Below are 16,525 nucleotides of genomic sequence, written 5' to 3'. Positions count from 1 at the left end.
GGTGAGCATGCCCATGGCAGCCCATAGGGTCAATCCGCTTCGGCTAAAGCAGTAGGGCATGACGACAGCATGCGGTACATCACGTAGGCGTCCACGGGGCCCTGTTCGGGGTGGCGGAAGGCGTGGGGCAGGGTGCCGATGATGGCAAAGCCGTGGCGCTGCCAGAGACGGATCGCCACCTCGTTGGTGGCCACCACCAGGTTGTACTGCATGGCGGTGAAGCCGAGCGTGAGGGCCTGGTGAATCGAGTCTTGGCACAGCCGGCTGGCGATGCCTTGCCCGCGGGCCGATTCGGCAACCAGGTAGCCGCAGTTCGCGACATGATCACCGGGTCCCGGCTGATTGGGCTTCAGGTAGTAGGTGCCCAGCACTCGGCCGGTTTCGTCAACGGCCACGCGTACTGCCCGGGGGAGCTCCACCCACATGCGGTGGGCGTCCTGTTCGGTGATATCGCGGGGCACGGCGTAGGTCTCGCCGGCACGAAATACCGGCGCCATGAGCGACCAGAGGGCAGGCCAGTCTTCTGGCTGATAGGGACGAATAGCGGGCATAGAGGGTCCAGTCACTGTCAATCGTCACGATGGGGAAAGGCCAATAGTACGCCATCCCCATGGCCTGTCGATGGCCTTCCCAGTACAAACGGTTACGCTGAGGGGTGTCGTCGGCGGGGGGAATCGCGTTAGGGTGGGCGCATCCATGAATGGCAACGGAGTTTTCATGACATCAGCCAAGTATTTTGCAGCGGCGCTTCTGGCACTGGCCATGGCGGCCCCGGCGGCGGCTCAGCAGATGGCGCCTCAGGGCGCTGCGCCAACCCCGGAGCAGCAGGTGGATCAGCTCGACGAACTGCTGGGGCTGGATGATGGGCAGCGCCAGGAGCTAGTGTCGCTGCTCACCGAGATGCAAAACGGCATGCAGGAGCAGCAGAGCGAAGCCCAGGCGCTTCAGCAGCAGCTCCATGGCCACATTGGGCCCGACTATGACGAGCAGGCGATTCGTCAGGATGCGGCGCGGCTTGGTGAGCTGACCGGCGAGATGGCCGCAAACAATGTGCTGTTCCAGGCCCGCATGGAGTCGGTGTTTACTGACGAACAGCGCGCCGAGCTGGAGCGACAGGCCCAGCTGCGAGAGCAGCAGATGCGCCAGATGCAGGAGCAGATGCAGCAACAGCAGCAGCAAGCGCCGCAGTAAGTCTGCACGCTCGATCGCTGCCACGCAGCGAGACGCTATCGAAAAACGGCTGCCCGTGAAGGGCAGCCGTTTTTTGTCGGTGCACCCCCGGCCGCAAGGGGGCCGGGAGTGGCGGGGGTCGCCGCCGCGGCCTGGCTCAGGGGCCGGCCAAAGCGCGCTCGAGGATCTCGAAGCGTCCCGGCTGCAGGGCGTCCTCCACCGCGGTGATGCGCAGGATATGCCCCAGGTCCGGGTGGGCGGGGCGAGCGATCAGGCGTCCGGCCTCCAGCAGCTCGCGGTTGAGGCGCTCCGCCAGCTCGGCGTCACCCAGGCGTAGCGCGATGAAGTTGGTGGCGCTGGGCAGTACCTCGGCGCCGAGCCCCCGGAAGTAGTCGGCGAGCCGCGCGCGGCGCGCCTTGACCTCGCGGACGTGCCGCTCCACCTCGTCATTGTGATCCAGGACCGTTTCGGCGGCGGCCTGGGTCAGGGTCGAGACGGCGTAGTGAATGCGCACCTTCATCATTATCGCCAGGGTCTCGGGCTCGGCGATGGCGTAGCCGATGCGCAGGCCGGCCAGGCCGTGGGCCTTGGAGAGGGTGCGCAGTCGTACCACCCCGGGGAGTGCCTCGCGGCTGAAGGGGCTGTCGGCATCGTCGCGGAAGTCGTGGTAGGCCTCGTCGAGCAGCAGCCAGCAGTCGTCGGGAAGTGCCTCCCGCAGGCGGCGGATGGCGTCGTCGTCATGGAGGTGGCCGCTGGGGTTGTCGGGGTTGGCCAGATAGACCAGCCGCGCCTTTTCCTTGATCGCAGCGCTGAGCAGGCTCTCCAGATTGGGGGCCAGGACCCCGGGCGCTTCATGGTAGGGAAGCTCGACCAGCCGGCAGCCGTGCCCCCGGGCGAAATAGCCGAAGGTCGGGTAGGTGCCGCCGGCACTGATTACCCGCTCCCCCGGGACGGTGAGCGCGCGCAGCGCCAGGGCGATCAGGCTGTCGGCCCCGGCGTCCACCAGGGTGTTGTCCAGCGGAAGCCCATGGAGGGCCTGCAGCCGCTGGCGCACGCCCAGGGCCTCGGCGTCCCCGTAGCAGTAGACGTGCTCAGCCAGGGCGTCGCCGAACCGTTCGCGCAGCGCCCGGTGGGGCATGTCCAGGCCCTCGTTGGAGCCCAGGCGATGGGGAATCTCGCGGCCGATCCGGCGCTCCAGCACCTTGATGCCGGGGAAGGGGTTGTCGGGGCCTTGGCCGGTGAGATGGTCGGGAAAGCGGGGCATAGGGAGCCTTTCGAATCATCCAGGGTGAATGGAACTAGTCGACCGGCGGCACGGCCAACTCATAGGTCTGCCAGTCGGTATGCCGCGCGCAGCGGTCGTAGACGGCGCGGGCCCGATAGTTGTGCTCACGGGTGATCCAGCGTACCAGCGGCCAGCCATGATGGCGCGCCTCTTCTCTAAGGGCGTCGAGCATGGCATCGGCGATCCCGCTGCCCCGGTGGGCGGGGTCGACGAAGAGATCGTCGAGAAAGCCGATTCGGGTGCCGCGCAGCGGCGAGGGCATGGGGCGATAATGCATCAGGCCGATGGCCTCGCCGTTGTTGCTGCGCGCCAGGCGGCAGTGGAAGGGTTCGTCCGGGGCGTGAATCCAGCCCCATACGGTGTCGAGGATCTCCTCGCTCATGGGCATGCCGTAGTAGTCCGCGTAGCCGCGGTAGAGACGCTGCCAGTCGGCGCGATCCTGATCGGTGGGAGAGTGAAGCGTTGGGGTCATGGTGACGGCCTCCTTTGCGTCATGACGATACCCACAGCCGCCAGGGTCAAGGCAAGGGCTGCCACAACCCTCGGGCCAAGCGGCTCATTCAGCAGCACCGCGGCGCTTATCACGCCGACCACCGGGATGATCAGGGTGCTGATGGTCGACTGACCGATGGTCAGGCGGTTGACGTTGCGAAACCACAGCATCTGCGCGAGGCAGATAGCGAAAATCAGGTGATAGCCCAGCCCCAGCCAGGTGGTGCGCTGCCATTGTACCGGAGGCGGCGGCGCCTCGAGCCCGATGGCAAGCAGCAGCATGGGGATGGCGCAGAGGGCAAACTGCCAGCCGGTGATGACCACCGGATGGCCCTGCCAGTCACCGCGCCGCTTGATGAGTACGGTGCCAAAGGCCCAGGAGAGCGCGGCTCCAAGCACGAACAGCGGTCCGATGAGCCCGTCGAGACCCGCTGCCAGGGCGGCCGGGCCGAGCAGCAGCAGGCCGATCTGTCCGAGCCCGAGCCCCAGCCACTGGCGGCCGGTGATCCGCTCGCCTAGCAGGCCGATGGCCATCAGCAGGGCCCAGCAGGGCATGGTGAAGGCGATAATGGCCGCCTGGGAGGTAGGCATGTTGAGCTGGGCGAAGGCGGTGCCAACGTTGAAGCCGAGAATGGTGAAGCCCCCGGCGACCGCCAGCCAGGGTAGCTCCTGCCGGCTCACTCGCAGCGGCAGTCGACGGGCCCAGGCCCAGCCCAGCAGCATCAGGGCGCCGCTGGTGAAGCCGATGGCGCGCAGGCTGAAGGGGGGCAGATCCATCAGGGCGAAGCGTACCGCCGGCCAGTTGCCTCCCCAGAACAGGCCGATGGCGGCGATCAGCAGCGCCGCCGAGATGCCGGGGCGCGCCTGCAGCTTGGCGTTCAAGGTGTCGGAAATCGACATGGGCACGTCAGCCGTCCGGCGCCAGTACCTTATGGCGGTTGAGCAGTCCCCTTGGGTCCAGCGCCCGCTTTAGGGTGTGCATCAGGGCGATCTCCTCCGGGCTTCGTGATACCGCCAGGTAGTCGCGCTTCTCCAGGCCGATGCCGTGCTCGGCGGAAATTGACCCGCCGAGTCTGGCCAGGGGGGCATAGACCAGCCCCTCGACGGCGCGGCGCGCCTCGGGGGCCTGACTGCCCACGCTGATCGAGACGTGCAGGTTGCCGTCGCCCAGATGCCCGAAGACCACCATGCGAGCCGTGGGCCACTGCCTTGCCAGGCTGGCTTCGAGGGTGTCGACATAGGCCTGCATGGCGGCGATCGGCAGGCTGATATCGAAGGTGAACATGGGGGAGAGCGCCTGCAGTAGCCCCTCGATATCCTCGCGGATTGCCCATAGGCCCTGGCGCTGGGTCTCCGAGTGGGCCACCACGGCGTCCTGGATCAGGCCGTCATCGAAGGCCGATTCCAGCGCCTGGTTGAAGCGTGCGGCATTGCTGTCATCATCCACGCCAAGCGATTCGATCAGCGCATAGTAGGGTGATGTGGTGGCCAGGGGCGGGGCATGTCGGCCGCTCTCCTCGGTGAGCAGGCGATAGTGGTTACGCCACATCACCTCGAAGGTACCCAGGGCGCCGCCTAGCTGGCGTCCCATCTGCTGCAGCAGCCCGGTCAGCGCCTCGAAGGAGGGGCAGGCCACCAGGGCCGTCTGCTCGCTGGGCTGGGTCGGCTGCAGCTTGAGCACCGCCCGTGTCACGATGCCCAGCGTGCCCTCGCTGCCGATGAACAGCTGCTTGAGGTCGTAGCCGGCATTGTTCTTGAGCATGTGGTTCATCGAGCTGATCACGCGGCCATCGGCGAGCACCGCTTCTAGCCCCAGTACCTGCTGGCGCATCATGCCGTAGCGAATCACCCGCACGCCGCCGGCGTTGGTGGCGATATTGCCGCCGATGGTGCAGGAGCCGCGGGCGCCGAGGTCGAGTGCGAACTGCAGGTCGTGGGCGGCCGCCGCCTCCTGGACCCGCTGTAGGGCGACCCCGGCCTGGACGGTCATGGTGCCGCCCACGGGGTCGATGGCCTCGATGGCGTTCATGCGCTCCAGGGAGACGACCACCTCGTCGGGGGCGGCCTCAGCGCCGTGCACCAGGCCGGTCAGGCCGCCGTGAGTCACCACCGGCTGGTTGGCCTCATGGCAGAGGCGCATCACCGCCGCCAGTTCGTCGGTGTCGGCAGGCCGCACGATGGCACCGGCGCGACAGCCGGCGCCGGTCATCCAGTCGACGCGCCGGGCGGCAACGTCGTCGCCGATGAGCAGGCCGGCGTTGCCGACACGCTCGGCGATATCCTTCAGGAGTGCATCCATGGGGTGTCCTGTGTGCATCATGCGCTGGCCAGCTCCGCTTCCCTACCGGGAATGGCCTCCAGCAGCTGCCGGGTGTAGGCCTCCTGGGGAGAGAGAAAGACCGCCTCGGCGCTACCCTGCTCGACGATGCGGCCGTGTTGCATGACGATGATGTGGTCGCAAATCTGGGCAGCCACCCGCAGGTCGTGGGTAATGAACAGCAGCGACAGCGACAGCTTTTGCTTGAGATCCTCCAGCAGCTCGAGGATCTGGGCCTGGATGGAGACATCCAGCGCCGAGACGGCCTCGTCCGCCACGATCAGCTCGGGGTTCAGCGCCAGGGCCCGGGCGATACCGATACGCTGGCGCTGCCCGCCGGAAAACTCATGGGGGTAGCGGTCCACGGCGACGGCGCCCAGGCCTACCAGATCGAGCAGCTCCCCGGCCTGCTTCATGGCGTCCCGGCGCGACACGCCGTTGGCCATGGGGCCTTGGGCGATGGCATAGCCGACTCGGGTGCGCGGATTGAGCGACGCGTAGGGGTCCTGGAAAATCATCTGCACCCGCCAGCGCTGTCGGCGCAGCTCGTCTTTTCGGAGTGACGAGAAGTCGGTGCCGGAGAGCAGCAAGGTGCCGCTGTCGGGGCGTTCCAGACGCACCACGCAGCGCCCGAGGGTCGACTTGCCCGAGCCCGACTCGCCGACGATCCCGACCGTCTCGCCGGGGGCCAGCTGGAAGGAGACATCGCGCAGCGCCACCACCTCGCGGGCCGGCTTGAATAGCCCGCCTCGGGAGCGGAACACCTTATTGAGCCCCCTGACCTCGAGAAGCGGTGCCTGTTGCTCTGGGCCGTGCGCCTGGGGAATGAGGTTGCTGGGGATGGCGTCGATCAGCGCGCGGGTATACTCATGCTGAGGGTGGTTGAGGACCTCGTCGGCGCTGCCCAGCTCGACGATTCTGCCTTCGCGCATCACGCAGACCCGGGTGGCGACCTCGGCCACCACGCCGAAGTCGTGGGTGATGAACATGACCGCCATGCCGCGACGGCGCTGCAGATCTCGAATCAATTCCAGGATCTGTGCCTGGGTGGTGACATCGAGCGCCGTGGTGGGCTCGTCGGCGATCAGCAGTTCCGGCTCCAGGGCCAGTGCCATGGCGATCATCACCCTCTGGCGCTGGCCCCCGGAGAGCTGGAAGGGGTAGGCGCGAATCGCCTTGTCCGGCTGCGGTATGCCGACCTCTTCCAGCAGCGCCAGGGCCCTGGCCTGGCGCTCCTTGGCGGTGTATCGACCATGGGCCTCGAACACCTCGGCGATCTGGGCGCCGACCCGCATCAAGGGGTTCAAGGCCGTCATCGGCTCCTGGAAGATCATGCCGATGCGCAGGCCGCGCAGCTGACGGTGTTGTTTTTCGGTGAGCGTGAGCAGATTCTGGCCGTCGAAGATCACCTCGCCGCCGGTGGCTCGCACGCCCTTGGGGAGCAGCCCCATGAGGGCGTTGGCCGCCATCGACTTGCCGGAGCCGGATTCCCCGACCACGCACATGATCTCGCCGCGCTGCACGTCATAGCTGACGTCTTCCACGGCATGCTGGCGATCGGCTCCCTTGGGCAGGGCAATGGTGAGATCGCGAATGCTCAACAGGGTATCGGGCATGGGAGGTTCCTCGTCAGGAGCGTTCGCGGGCGAGCTTGGGATTGAGCGCATCATCGAGCCCTTCGCCCACCAGGTTGAGCGCCAGCACCGTGAGCAGGATGGCCACGCCGGGGAAGAAGCTCAGCCACCAGGCCTGGCGGATCACGGTGCGCGCCGCGCCGATCATATAGCCCCAGGACATGACGTTGGGATCGCCAAGCCCCAGGAAGGAGAGCGCGGACTCCAGCAGGATAGCGGTGGCCACCATCAGCGAGGCCAGCACGATGATCGGTGACAGGGTGTTGGGCAGGATTTGGCGCAGGATGATGGTGCGGTTGGTCTGGCCCACCAGGCGCGCCGCCTCGACGTATTCACGGTGGCGTAGCGACATGAACTCGGCCCGGACCAGACGCGCCACCGGCGGCCAGCTGACGATGGCAATCGCCAAGACGATAGAGGTAATGCTGGGCTGCATGATCGCCACTAGCACGATGGCCAGGGCGAAGTTGGGAATGGTCTGGAAGAACTCGGTGAAGCGCATCAGCGCATCGTCGACCAGGCCGCCATAGTAGCCGGCGATGGCCCCCAGTGGCACCCCGATCATCAGTGCCACGGTGGTCGAGACCAGGCCGATCAGCAGCGAGACCCAGGCGCCGTGCATCAGGCCGGCGGCCACGTTGCGTCCCATGGTGTCGGTGCCCAGCGGGAAGCCCTCCACCTCCAGGGGCGGCAGGAAGGGCCGCTGGACCATGCGCCAGGGGGACTCGGGGAACACGAAGGGCGCCAGGATCGCCATCAGGATGATCGCCATCAGGATGATCAGTCCGACCAGGGCGCCGCGGTTCTGGGCGAAGCGGGCAAAGAAACTCATGACGCCTCCTTGATACGCGGGTCGGCCAGCCGGTAGACGAGATCCGTGATGATGTTGAACACGATGACCAGGGCCGCGGAGAAGAAGAAGATGCCCAGCAGCAGGTTATAGTCGCGCTGCTGCAGCGCCTCGAACATCAGGCGGCCGATCCCGGGCCAGGCGAATACCGTTTCGGTGAGAATGGCGCCGCCCACCATCTGACCCGCCTGCAGGCCCGCCAGGGTGATGATCGGCAGCAGGGCGTTGCGCAGGATGTGGCGTCGCTGGATCACGCTGTTCTTGAGCCCCTTGGCGCGGGCGGTCTTGACGAAGTCCTGCTGGCTGGCCTCCAGCATGGAGGCGCGGGTCATCCGGGTGTAGATGGCCATGAAGAACAGCGCCAGGGTGGTGGCCGGCAGGATCAGGTGCTTGCCCACGTCCAGCACCAGCGCCATCCCGGTATGGCCGGCGCCCACGGTGTACATGCCGTAGGCCGGGAGCAGGTCCAGATAGACGGAGAAGAGTACCACCGACATCAGCGCGACCCAGAACAGCGGGGTGGCATAGAAGAGTAGTGCCAGGGCCATGATGACCGAGCCAGACGGTTTCTTGGCGCGGGCGGCGGCCAGGGAGCCGGCGACGATGCCCAGCGCCAGGGAGAGCACGAAGGCCGTGCCGGTGAGCAGCAGAGTCGCGGGCAGGCGGGCGAGGATCAGGTCGAGCACCGGCACCCCCTGGCGATAGGAGAAGCCGAAGTCGAGCATGGCAATGCCCGAGACATAGCGCCATAGCTGCACATAGACAGGCTGGTCGAGGCCGAAGCGCTCGCGCAGCTGGCGCAGGAACTCCTCGTCGGTGGCGCCCGCCTCGCCGGCCAGAATGGCGGCGGGATCACCGGGTGCCAGCTGGATCAGCACGAAGTTGAAGATGATGATCATGAACAGCACGATGACGGCTTTTAACAGCCGCATCGTGATCAGTCGGACGTAGAGCATGCGATGGCCTCGGCGGCAAGCAAGACGCGATGGGTGTCAGGGAGGGGCGGTGGGGGCCGCCCCTCCTCAGGCTGCGAATCTCGACGCGTCAGCGATCGAGCCAGGCGTCCTTGAAGCCATCGTTGACGCCCACCCCTGAGGTAATCAGGTCTTTGACATCACAGCGATAGATGGTCGGGAAACCGAGCTCCATCAGCCAGCCCACCGGGACATCCTCGTGGAGGATCTCCTGGGCCTCGCGATACAGGGCCTCGCGCTCCTCGTCGGGGAAGGCCGTGGCGGCGGCGTTGAAGAGCTCGTCGACCCGTTCGTTTTCGTAGCCGCCGACGTTGTTCCAGGGCGAGCCGCGCTCGATGTTGTCGGACAGGTAGGAGCGGGTGATGCCCAGCGCCGGGTCGCCGTACTGGTAGAGGAAGGTGAAGGCCATGTCGTAGTCCCACTCCGAGAGCCGCTGGTTCCAGCCGCCCACGTCGGTGGACTGGGTACGCACGTTGACGCCTACCTCGCGCAGGTTCTGCTGAACCGCCTCGGCCCAGCGGGTCCAGGTCTCGCCGTAGGGCAGCGGGAGCAGCCGGACCTCCTCGCCGTCATAGCCCATTTCCTCGAGCAGCTCTCGGGCGCGTTCTGGGTTGTGGTCGTAGGGCTCGAGACCGTCGTGCTGGAACCGCGCGTTGGAGCCGAAGGCCGAGAGGGGTACCTGGCCCAGCTCGTTCCACAGCACGCTGTGGGCGAAGTCGCGGTCCATGGCATACATCACCGCCTGGCGGAAGCGCTTGTCGGCGGTGGGGCCTTCGCGATTGTTCATCCACAGCATGGCGAAGGGGCTGAAGTACTCGTGCCCTTTGTCGGTGATGCAGGTGTTGTCCATGGCGGAGAGCCGCGGGATATCGAAGTTCTCCACGGTCCCGTTGGGGAGCACGTCGACGGTACCGTTCTCGTAGGCCACGGCGCGGGAGGCACCGTCGGGAATGATGTGCCAGTTGATGCCGTCGAGGTAGGGCAGCTCCTCCTCGTAGTAGTCATCGTTGCGAACCAGCTGAATGACGGTCCCGCGGTCCCAGTTCTCGAACTTGAAGGGACCGGTGCCGATGGGATGGTTGTTATGCTCATTGTCGCGGAAGTCGGTGCCCTCGTAGAGATGCTTGGGCACCATGGTGAAGGTTCCCGCCTCGAAGGAGAGAAGGAAGGGACCGAAGGGCTCGGCGAGGGTGAACACCACGGTATGGTCGTCGGTAGCCTCGATGCTCTCGACGTGCTGCAACACCGCTCGGGCGCTGGGGTTGAGCTCTCGATGGAACACATCGGCGGAGAAGACCACGTCCTCGGCGGTGAACGGTTCGCCGTCGTGCCACAGCACGTCGTCACGCAGCTGGAAGGTCCAGGTCAGACCATCGTCACTGACCTCCCAGGATTCAGCCAGCTGAGGCATCGGGTCAAGGTCGGTGGAGTAGCGAAGCAGCCCCTCGTAGATGTTACCGGCCACGGTGCGCGTCGGGGCATTCTGGATCATGCCCAGTACCAGGCCCGGCGGTTCGGGCTGGATGATGGTGTTGATGGTGCCGCCGCTTCTGGGCTCGTCGGCGTTGGCAATGGCGGTGGCGGTGGTAAAGGCGAGGGCGGCGATGGCGGTGGCCAACGGAGTCTTCATCATGATGCGGTACCTTGTTGTTGTGTCGTTGCCTTGTTGAAGGGTCGTTGCCATGCACGGCGGGCCGTCGCGCTGGTGCGACCGAAGACGTAGCAGCCTTCTTGAACATAGCAGCGGTTGGAAAAACTGTCGACAGTCGGCAATCGGCAGTCGACAGCCCGTACCATTGCGTCATACTGACGTCAGCGATACGCCATAGAGTCTAGCCAGAATGCCCTCATCCAGAGCCCTAGGAGATTTCACGGTCATTCAGCAGCGCAACCTGGTAGATCAGGTCGCCGACTTTCTCACCCAGGCCATCATCGTCCAGCGCTTTGCCCCCGGCGAGCGCCTCTCCGAGGTGCAGCTGGCCCGAGAGCTTGGGGTGAGCCGGGCCCCGGTACGTGAAGCCGCCCGGCTGCTGGAAAGTCGCGGGCTGCTGGTCAGCCAGCCGCGCCGGGGTTTCTTCGTGCGTGCCCTGGATGGCCGTGAGCTGGACGATATCTTCGATTTGCGGCTCTGCCTGGAGCGCCACGCCATCGAGCGGCTCGCGCAGGATGCCGCATCCGAGACCCTTGACACCCTGGCTCGCCAGGTGGACGTCCTCTGCGAGGCGGCCGCCAGCGGCAACGAGAGTCGGCGCATCGAGGAGGACCTGAATTTTCACCGCCTGCTCATCGCCTCGGCGGGCAATCGCCGCCTGCTCAAGACCTTCGATGACCTGGCTCATGAGCTGCGTTTGTGCATCACCCTGATCACCAAGACCCATGAGAGCCCCGACACCATCGCCGACAGCCACCGCTGGCTGCTCGAGGCGCTGGCCAGCGCCTCGCCGGCACGCTGTCGCGAGGCCATCGATTACCATATCGGCGTGGCAAGGGATTACGTGGTGCGGGGAGTCGGCGATTCGGCATGAGAGGCGCCGGGTTCGGGTCACCCCCGGGGCATGGGATAGCGCCGGTCTGCCTTGCCGGCCTTGACCACCTGCCCCGGGGTATCGTGTCCCACCAGCGCCGGCAGCCCCGCGGCCACCGCCAGCAGGGCGTCCAGGTCGACGCCGGTGTCGACCCCCATCTGCTCGAACATATGGACCAGATCCTCGGTGCAGACGTTGCCGGTGGCGCCCGGGGCGAACGGGCAGCCCCCGAGACCGCCGAGTGAGGCATCGAAGCGCTGGATCCCGGCCTGCCAGGCGGCTAGTGCGTTGGCCAGCCCCATGCCTCGGGTATTGTGGAAGTGCAGGGTGAAGGGCGTGTCGGGCCAGCGCGCCACTACCGCTTCGCACAGCCTTCCGACCTGGGCGGGGTTGGCCATGCCGGTGGTGTCGCAGAGGGTAACGCCATCGATACCCAGCGCTAGCAGCCGCTCCACCAGTTCGATCACCCGGGCCTCGGGGACTTCGCCCTCGAAGGGACAGCCAAAGGCGGTGGAGAGCGAGGCGTTGAGGAAGACGCCGCTGTCACGCGAGGTGGCCACGATATCGGCAAACCGCTCGAGCGACTGTTCCGGCGTCATGCGCAGGTTAGCGCGGCCATGGGAGTCGCTCGCCGACATGACCAGATTGATTTCGTCCACCCCGCAGGCCAGCGCCCTTTCGCAACCTCGCCGGTTGGGCACCAGCACGGTGATGCCGACATCGTCGCGGCGCTGAATACCGTTTATCACTTCCTCGGCATCGCGCAGGTTGGGAATCGCCTTCGGCGAGGTAAAGGAGGTCGCTTCGATACGGGCCAGGCCGGTGGTCGATAGGGCATCGATCAGGCGTATCTTGGCGTCTGTGGGTACGAAATCGGCTTCGATCTGCAGGCCGTCTCGGGGCGCTACCTCATTGATCTGTAAGCGTGTCATAAGCTCTCCTGAGGGTGGCCGATCGAGGCGGCCGAATCAGATAATGCCGGCCTGGCGCAGCTTCTCGCGGGTCGCCGTATCGATGCCCAACTCGTCGAGTACCTCGTCGGTGTGCTGTCCCAGCGCCGGCCCACCGTTGCCTAATCGTCCCGGGGTGGCGCTGAGCTTGGGCAGAACCCCCGGTACCTTCAGCGGCTTGCCGTTGGGCCGGGTGATGCTTTGGATCATCTCGCGGGCGAGGTAGTGGGGGTCGCTGGCGATGTCGGCCGCGGTATAGGGGTAGCCGGCCGGCACCCGGGCTGCATCCAACTGGGTGAGGATGTCGTCACGCTCTCGCGTTAGGGTCCAGGCCTGGATGGCGCCATCGATACGCTCGGCTTGGCGAGAGCGCCCATCGTTATGGGCCAGCGCCGGGTCGTCGGCGAGATCGGGACGTTCGATCACCTGCATCAGGCGCTTGAAGATGCTGTCGCCGTTGCCGGCGATCAGCACGTAGTCGCCGTTGCGGGTCCGGTAGGCATTCGAGGGCGTGATTCCCGGCAGCGCACTGCCGCTGGGCTGGCGGATATCGCCGCTGGCGTCGTACTCCGGCAGCAGGCTTTCCATCATGGCGAAGACCGACTCGTAGAGGGCGATGTCGACTTCCTGCCCCTGGCCGCTGCGGGCCCGCTCCTGGAGGGCTAGCAGGGTGCCGATGACGGCATACAGGGCCGATAGCGAGTCGCCGATACTGACGCCGACTCGCACCGAGGGCTGGTCGGGATGGCCGGTCAGGTAGCGCAAGCCGCCCATGGCTTCGCCGATGACCCCGAAGCCGGGCTTGTCGCGATAGGGGCCGGTCTGACCGTAGCCCGAGACGCGCACCATGATCAGTCCGGGGTTGATGGCCGAAAGCGCTTCCCAGCCGAGGCCCCAGGATTCGAGGGTGCCAGGGCGAAAATTTTCCACCAGCACATCGGCCTCGGCGACCAGGCGGCGCACCAGGTCCTGGCCCTCCTGGCTGCGCAGGTCCAGCGATACCGAGCGCTTGTTACGGGTCTGCACGTGCCACCAGAGCGAGGTGCCGTCCTCGATCATTCGCCAACTGCGAAGTGGATCTCCGGTGCCCGGCGGTTCGATCTTGATGACGTCGGCACCAAATTCACCGAGCAGCTTGGTGGCGAAAGGCCCGGCAATCAGCTGGCCCAGCTCCAGCACCTTGAGGTCATCCAGCGGCAGGCGCCGGACATCCGATCGCGTCATGGTTGGCACTCCTTGGGCGAGATGGGATCAGCATGGGCGAGACCGAGCGGCGCAACAATTCAGGATAGAGGAAGTGTGGTTTCGTTTTTAACGAAGTCTTGTCGTAGCATGGTCCTTCCTGCTCTGCCGACGAGGATGCGACGTGCGCCGATTCGACTTTGTCACCCTGAAGCTGTTCGTGTCGATTGCCGACGAAGGGCGGCTAACCGCTGCCGCGGAGCGCGAGCATATGGCGCTGGCCGCAGTCAGCAAGCGGATCAGCGATCTGGAGTCGCTGGTGGGTACGTCGCTGCTGTATCGCAGGCCGCGAGGGGTCGAATTGACGCCGGCCGGACACGCCTTTCTCCACCATGCGCGGCGTATTCTGGAAAATCTCGAGCGCCTCTCGGCAGAGCTGAGCGAATACGGGGAGGGGATCAGGGGCCATGTGCGGATCCATTCCAATACGTCGGCCATCATCGCCTTCTTGCCCCAGGATCTGAGTACCTTTTCTCGGCAGTTTCCACAGATCAAGATCGATCTGCAGGAGCGGGTCAGCTCCGAGGTGATCTCCGCGGTACGCGATGGCCTGACCGACGTCGGCGTCTTTGCTGGCCATGTGCCCTGCGATGGCCTGCAGATCCTTCCCTACCGTAGCGACCGGCTAGTGCTGATGACGCCCAGCGACCATCCTCTGGCACAGCGTGAGACGCTGCAGCTGCACGAGGCGACCCCGTACGATTTCGTCGGACTGCAGCAGGACACGTCGCTGCAGGCTCTGTTGCACGAGCAGGCGAATCAGGCGGGCAAGACGCTGCGGATGCGCATCCAGGTGCGCAGCTTCGATGCCATCTGCCGCATGATCCACCACGGCATGGGGGTAGGGGTGCTGCCCGAGCGCACCATCTATCGCGACCTGCGCGACCTCAAGCTGCACAGCATCCCCCTGAGCGATCCCTGGGCACGTCGCGAACTGGTGATCGGCATTCGCCAGTATGAAGGGCTACCGGTCATCGCGCGGCACCTGGTCGATCATCTAAGCGCCAGCGACGGGTCATTCGTCGCGCAGGATGGTGAAAGGTGACCATTGCTGGCAGAGCGGTGCGACCTCGAGCCGGGTAATGTTGACATGAGGGGGCAGCTCAGCGATGTGCAGTGCCTGGGCCGCAACATCGGCCGGCTGCAGGGAGCGAGTGCCGGCGTAGTAGCGTTCGGCGAAGTCTCGGTCGCCCTTCATGCGTACCTCGGTGAATTCACTCACGGTCATGCCCGGCGCCAGGTCGGTGACACGCACGCCTGCGGCGCTGACATCGCAGCGCAGGTTGTAGCTGAACTGTTCGACGAATGCCTTGGTGGCGCCATAGACGTGCCCCCCAGGGTAGGGGGTGTGCCCGGCAATGGAGCCGATGTTGATGATGCTGGCGCCCTGACCATGGGCGATGAGATTCGGAAGCAGCAGGCGTGTCACTGTGACCAGCCCCTTGATGTTGGTATCGATCATTGCATACCAGTCGTCGAGCTCAGCGTGTTGTGCGGGTCCCTTACCCAGGGCAACACCCGCATTGTTGATCAATACCTGGATGTCCCGGAAAGACGCGGGGAGCGAGTCGACGAGCTGTTCGACGGCCTTGCTGTCGGTCACGTCGAGAGCGGCGCTATGGATGGGCACCGAAGCCCCGAGATCATGGCGCAGGGCGTCGAGTCGACTCTGTCGGCGACCGGTAAGGACGAGGCCCCAGCCAGCGGTGGCGAAGGCCTCGGCACATGCCCGGCCGATGCCTGAGGTGGCGCCGGTGATGAATGCGATCGGTGCGGTTTCGTGCATGATGAATGCTCCATTATGCGACTCGTTATTGAGGTGCCGGCGGCGTTCGGGTTGATATTAGCCATTGGTCGCACTTTTCAGGGGGGAGCGGCGAAAAGCGCCCAGGCTAGTGGGCTGCAGAGCCATCGTGAAATGCGAAGGCTCCCTTCATCAAAACCGATTTGAGCGCGGCGGGGGCTTGTTTCAAGATCAGGACACAGCACAACGAAGCCCCTCATAACCATAACGATCAGGAGAGCATCATGCGCAAGTCCATGCTTGCCACGCTGGCCACCTTCGGCATGCTGAGCGCCCCGTTCGCGCTGGCCGATTCCATCGAAATTCAGGTCAATAACACCATGAGCGAGGGCGGCTCGGAAAGCGCTGCCGTCGAGCGCTTTGCCGACTATCTCGAAGAGCAGGCCCCGGGGCGGTTCAACGTCCGGCCCTTCCTCGCCGGCTCGCTGGGCAGTGAGGATGGGGTGCTCGAGCTGCTCAACCTCGGCCAGACGCAGATCTCCATCACCGGAGGCAACTGGCGACAGCAGTACGCCCCGGAGTACGACGCCATCACCGTGCCATTCCTCTTCTCGACCTGGGACGAGGTGGACGCCTACATGGAGAGTCCTTCCGGCCAGCGGTTGGTGGAAATCGCCGAGGAGAAAGGCGGTCTCAAGTATTTTGGTACACAGCATCGCGGGCCACGCCATATGACCGCCAACAAGGCGATTCATACGCCCGATGACCTGCAGGGCTTCCGTCTACGGCTGCCGTCTCTGCCGGTGTGGCTGGAGGTCTGGGAGGAGATCGGTGCCCAGGTGGTCAACGTTCCGGCACCGGAAATCTATCTGGCCATGCAGACACGGCAGGTCGACGGGCACGAGAACTCGCTCTCTTCTCCCTACACCCGTCGGCTGTGGGAGGTGCAGGATCACATCATCCTCACCAGCCATGTCATGTTCCCCTGGAACTGGGTGGCCAGCTCGCGCTGGTGGGATGGGCTCGAGGAAGATGACCAGGCCTTGATCACCGAAGCGATCCACGTGGCGCGCCAGCACGGCACCGAGGTGGAGCGCGAACTGGACGAATACTACCTCGAGGAGCTTCAGCAGGCGGGCATGACGGTTATCGAGCCTGACATCGACAGCTTCCGTGAGGCGGCCTTGCCGGCGATCGAGCGCGTCATGGCCGACATGGCCGATGGCGTAATGGCCGATGCCATGGGGGAGAGCGCCGCCGACTGAACGCCATCGCCCCGATATCGATACGATTCGTCAGCGGCGCCCTCCGGGACGCCGCTGATTTTCTGCCTAAAGGAGTG

General features: G+C 65.5%; 16 protein-coding genes. 4 read left to right on the top strand and 12 right to left on the bottom strand.

Going from position 1 to position 16,525, the window contains the following annotated elements:
- Positions 1–29: 29 nt before the first annotated feature.
- Positions 30–551, bottom strand: coding sequence for an N-acetyltransferase family protein (locus ACZIYR_RS09920; protein WP_483526572.1), 522 nt, complete (start codon positions 549–551; stop codon positions 30–32).
- A 166-nt stretch (positions 552–717) separates the two neighbouring features.
- On the opposite strand from ACZIYR_RS09920, the gene ACZIYR_RS09915 reads away from it, so the two are divergent.
- On the top strand, positions 718–1,191 hold the full coding sequence (locus ACZIYR_RS09915) for a Spy/CpxP family protein refolding chaperone (RefSeq protein WP_473033595.1): 474 nt from the start codon (positions 718–720) through the stop codon (positions 1,189–1,191).
- Between the two features lie 136 nt (positions 1,192–1,327).
- Here ACZIYR_RS09915 and ACZIYR_RS09910 read toward each other — a convergent pair whose 3' ends face one another.
- The 8 genes from ACZIYR_RS09910 to ACZIYR_RS09875 all read right to left on the bottom strand — a co-directional run bounded on the left by ACZIYR_RS09910 (position 1,328) and on the right by ACZIYR_RS09875 (position 10,352).
- On the bottom strand, positions 1,328–2,434 hold the full coding sequence (locus ACZIYR_RS09910) for a pyridoxal phosphate-dependent aminotransferase (protein WP_483526571.1): 1,107 nt from the start codon (positions 2,432–2,434) through the stop codon (positions 1,328–1,330).
- A gap of 34 nt (positions 2,435–2,468) precedes the next feature.
- Complete coding sequence (locus ACZIYR_RS09905) at positions 2,469–2,927, bottom strand: N-acetyltransferase family protein (protein WP_483526570.1); 459 nt, start codon at positions 2,925–2,927, stop codon at positions 2,469–2,471.
- A complete protein-coding gene (locus ACZIYR_RS09900) occupies positions 2,924–3,847 on the bottom strand; it encodes a DMT family transporter (protein ID WP_483526569.1) in 924 nt (307 codons plus the stop codon). Before ACZIYR_RS09900 ends, ACZIYR_RS09905 begins: the two co-directional genes overlap by 4 nt.
- 7 nt (positions 3,848–3,854) lie before the next feature.
- A complete protein-coding gene (locus tag ACZIYR_RS09895; protein WP_483526568.1) occupies positions 3,855–5,246 on the bottom strand; it encodes an FAD-binding oxidoreductase in 1,392 nt (463 codons plus the stop codon).
- Between the two features lie 17 nt (positions 5,247–5,263).
- A complete protein-coding gene (locus ACZIYR_RS09890) occupies positions 5,264–6,880 on the bottom strand; it encodes an ABC transporter ATP-binding protein (RefSeq protein ID WP_483526567.1) in 1,617 nt (538 codons plus the stop codon).
- A gap of 13 nt (positions 6,881–6,893) precedes the next feature.
- Positions 6,894–7,730 (bottom strand): ABC transporter permease, encoded by an 837-nt coding sequence (locus ACZIYR_RS09885; protein ID WP_483526566.1) that lies wholly within the window; start codon positions 7,728–7,730, stop codon positions 6,894–6,896.
- Positions 7,727–8,704 (bottom strand): ABC transporter permease, encoded by a 978-nt coding sequence (locus ACZIYR_RS09880; RefSeq protein ID WP_473033590.1) that lies wholly within the window; start codon positions 8,702–8,704, stop codon positions 7,727–7,729. The genes ACZIYR_RS09885 and ACZIYR_RS09880 overlap by 4 nt, the downstream gene beginning before the upstream one ends.
- An 88-nt stretch (positions 8,705–8,792) precedes the next feature.
- On the bottom strand, positions 8,793–10,352 hold the full coding sequence (locus ACZIYR_RS09875; RefSeq protein ID WP_473035030.1) for an ABC transporter substrate-binding protein: 1,560 nt from the start codon (positions 10,350–10,352) through the stop codon (positions 8,793–8,795).
- 211 nt (positions 10,353–10,563) lie between these two features.
- On the opposite strand from ACZIYR_RS09875, the gene ACZIYR_RS09870 reads away from it, so the two are divergent.
- Positions 10,564–11,247 carry a GntR family transcriptional regulator gene (locus ACZIYR_RS09870; protein WP_473033589.1) on the top strand — a complete coding sequence of 228 codons (684 nt, stop codon included), beginning with the start codon at positions 10,564–10,566 and terminating at the stop codon, positions 11,245–11,247.
- Between the two features lie 17 nt (positions 11,248–11,264).
- Here the strand turns inward: ACZIYR_RS09870 and ACZIYR_RS09865 are convergent, their stop codons facing one another.
- Positions 11,265–12,179, bottom strand: a complete 915-nt coding sequence (locus ACZIYR_RS09865) for a hydroxymethylglutaryl-CoA lyase (protein ID WP_473033588.1) — start codon at positions 12,177–12,179, stop codon at positions 11,265–11,267.
- Between the two features lie 36 nt (positions 12,180–12,215).
- Positions 12,216–13,421: a CaiB/BaiF CoA transferase family protein gene (locus tag ACZIYR_RS09860; protein ID WP_483526565.1), complete on the bottom strand. Its 1,206-nt coding sequence runs from the start codon at positions 13,419–13,421 to the stop codon at positions 12,216–12,218.
- Positions 13,422–13,563: 142 nt separating this feature from the next.
- Here ACZIYR_RS09860 and ACZIYR_RS09855 point away from each other — a divergent pair, with 142 nt between their 5' ends.
- The gene (locus tag ACZIYR_RS09855) at positions 13,564–14,484 is read left to right on the top strand and encodes a LysR substrate-binding domain-containing protein (RefSeq protein ID WP_483526564.1); all 921 of its coding nucleotides are present in this window, start codon (positions 13,564–13,566) and stop codon (positions 14,482–14,484) included.
- Here ACZIYR_RS09855 and ACZIYR_RS09850 read toward each other — a convergent pair.
- The gene (locus tag ACZIYR_RS09850; RefSeq protein WP_483526563.1) at positions 14,455–15,225 is read right to left on the bottom strand and encodes an SDR family NAD(P)-dependent oxidoreductase; all 771 of its coding nucleotides are present in this window, start codon (positions 15,223–15,225) and stop codon (positions 14,455–14,457) included. The two genes, ACZIYR_RS09855 and ACZIYR_RS09850, sit on opposite strands and share 30 nt — an antisense overlap.
- A gap of 242 nt (positions 15,226–15,467) precedes the next feature.
- Here ACZIYR_RS09850 and ACZIYR_RS09845 point away from each other — a divergent pair, with 242 nt between their 5' ends.
- Entirely contained in the window at positions 15,468–16,448 is a 981-nt protein-coding gene (locus tag ACZIYR_RS09845; RefSeq protein ID WP_473033586.1) for a TRAP transporter substrate-binding protein, read from the top strand.
- Positions 16,449–16,525 lie beyond the last annotated feature (77 nt).

It is taken from the genome of Billgrantia sp. NRB1 (assembly GCF_056921725.1).
This window is presented reverse-complemented; position numbering and strand designations above follow the sequence as displayed.

Coding starts and splice junctions, on each gene's coding strand:
- ACZIYR_RS09905 (WP_483526570.1), bottom strand. CDS start 2,927: ATGACCCCAACGCTTCACTCTCCCACCGATCAGGATCGCGCCGACTGG.
- ACZIYR_RS09865 (WP_473033588.1), bottom strand. CDS start 12,179: ATGACACGCTTACAGATCAATGAGGTAGCGCCCCGAGACGGCCTGCAG.
- ACZIYR_RS09860 (WP_483526565.1), bottom strand. CDS start 13,421: ATGACGCGATCGGATGTCCGGCGCCTGCCGCTGGATGACCTCAAGGTG.
- ACZIYR_RS09885 (WP_483526566.1), bottom strand. CDS start 7,730: ATGAGTTTCTTTGCCCGCTTCGCCCAGAACCGCGGCGCCCTGGTCGGA.
- ACZIYR_RS09875 (WP_473035030.1), bottom strand. CDS start 10,352: ATGAAGACTCCGTTGGCCACCGCCATCGCCGCCCTCGCCTTTACCACC.
- ACZIYR_RS09880 (WP_473033590.1), bottom strand. CDS start 8,704: ATGCTCTACGTCCGACTGATCACGATGCGGCTGTTAAAAGCCGTCATC.
- ACZIYR_RS09915 (WP_473033595.1), top strand. CDS start 718: ATGACATCAGCCAAGTATTTTGCAGCGGCGCTTCTGGCACTGGCCATG.
- ACZIYR_RS09920 (WP_483526572.1), bottom strand. CDS start 551: ATGCCCGCTATTCGTCCCTATCAGCCAGAAGACTGGCCTGCCCTCTGG.
- ACZIYR_RS09890 (WP_483526567.1), bottom strand. CDS start 6,880: ATGCCCGATACCCTGTTGAGCATTCGCGATCTCACCATTGCCCTGCCC.
- ACZIYR_RS09900 (WP_483526569.1), bottom strand. CDS start 3,847: ATGTCGATTTCCGACACCTTGAACGCCAAGCTGCAGGCGCGCCCCGGC.
- ACZIYR_RS09845 (WP_473033586.1), top strand. CDS start 15,468: ATGCGCAAGTCCATGCTTGCCACGCTGGCCACCTTCGGCATGCTGAGC.
- ACZIYR_RS09870 (WP_473033589.1), top strand. CDS start 10,564: ATGCCCTCATCCAGAGCCCTAGGAGATTTCACGGTCATTCAGCAGCGC.
- ACZIYR_RS09850 (WP_483526563.1), bottom strand. CDS start 15,225: ATGCACGAAACCGCACCGATCGCATTCATCACCGGCGCCACCTCAGGC.
- ACZIYR_RS09895 (WP_483526568.1), bottom strand. CDS start 5,246: ATGGATGCACTCCTGAAGGATATCGCCGAGCGTGTCGGCAACGCCGGC.
- ACZIYR_RS09910 (WP_483526571.1), bottom strand. CDS start 2,434: ATGCCCCGCTTTCCCGACCATCTCACCGGCCAAGGCCCCGACAACCCC.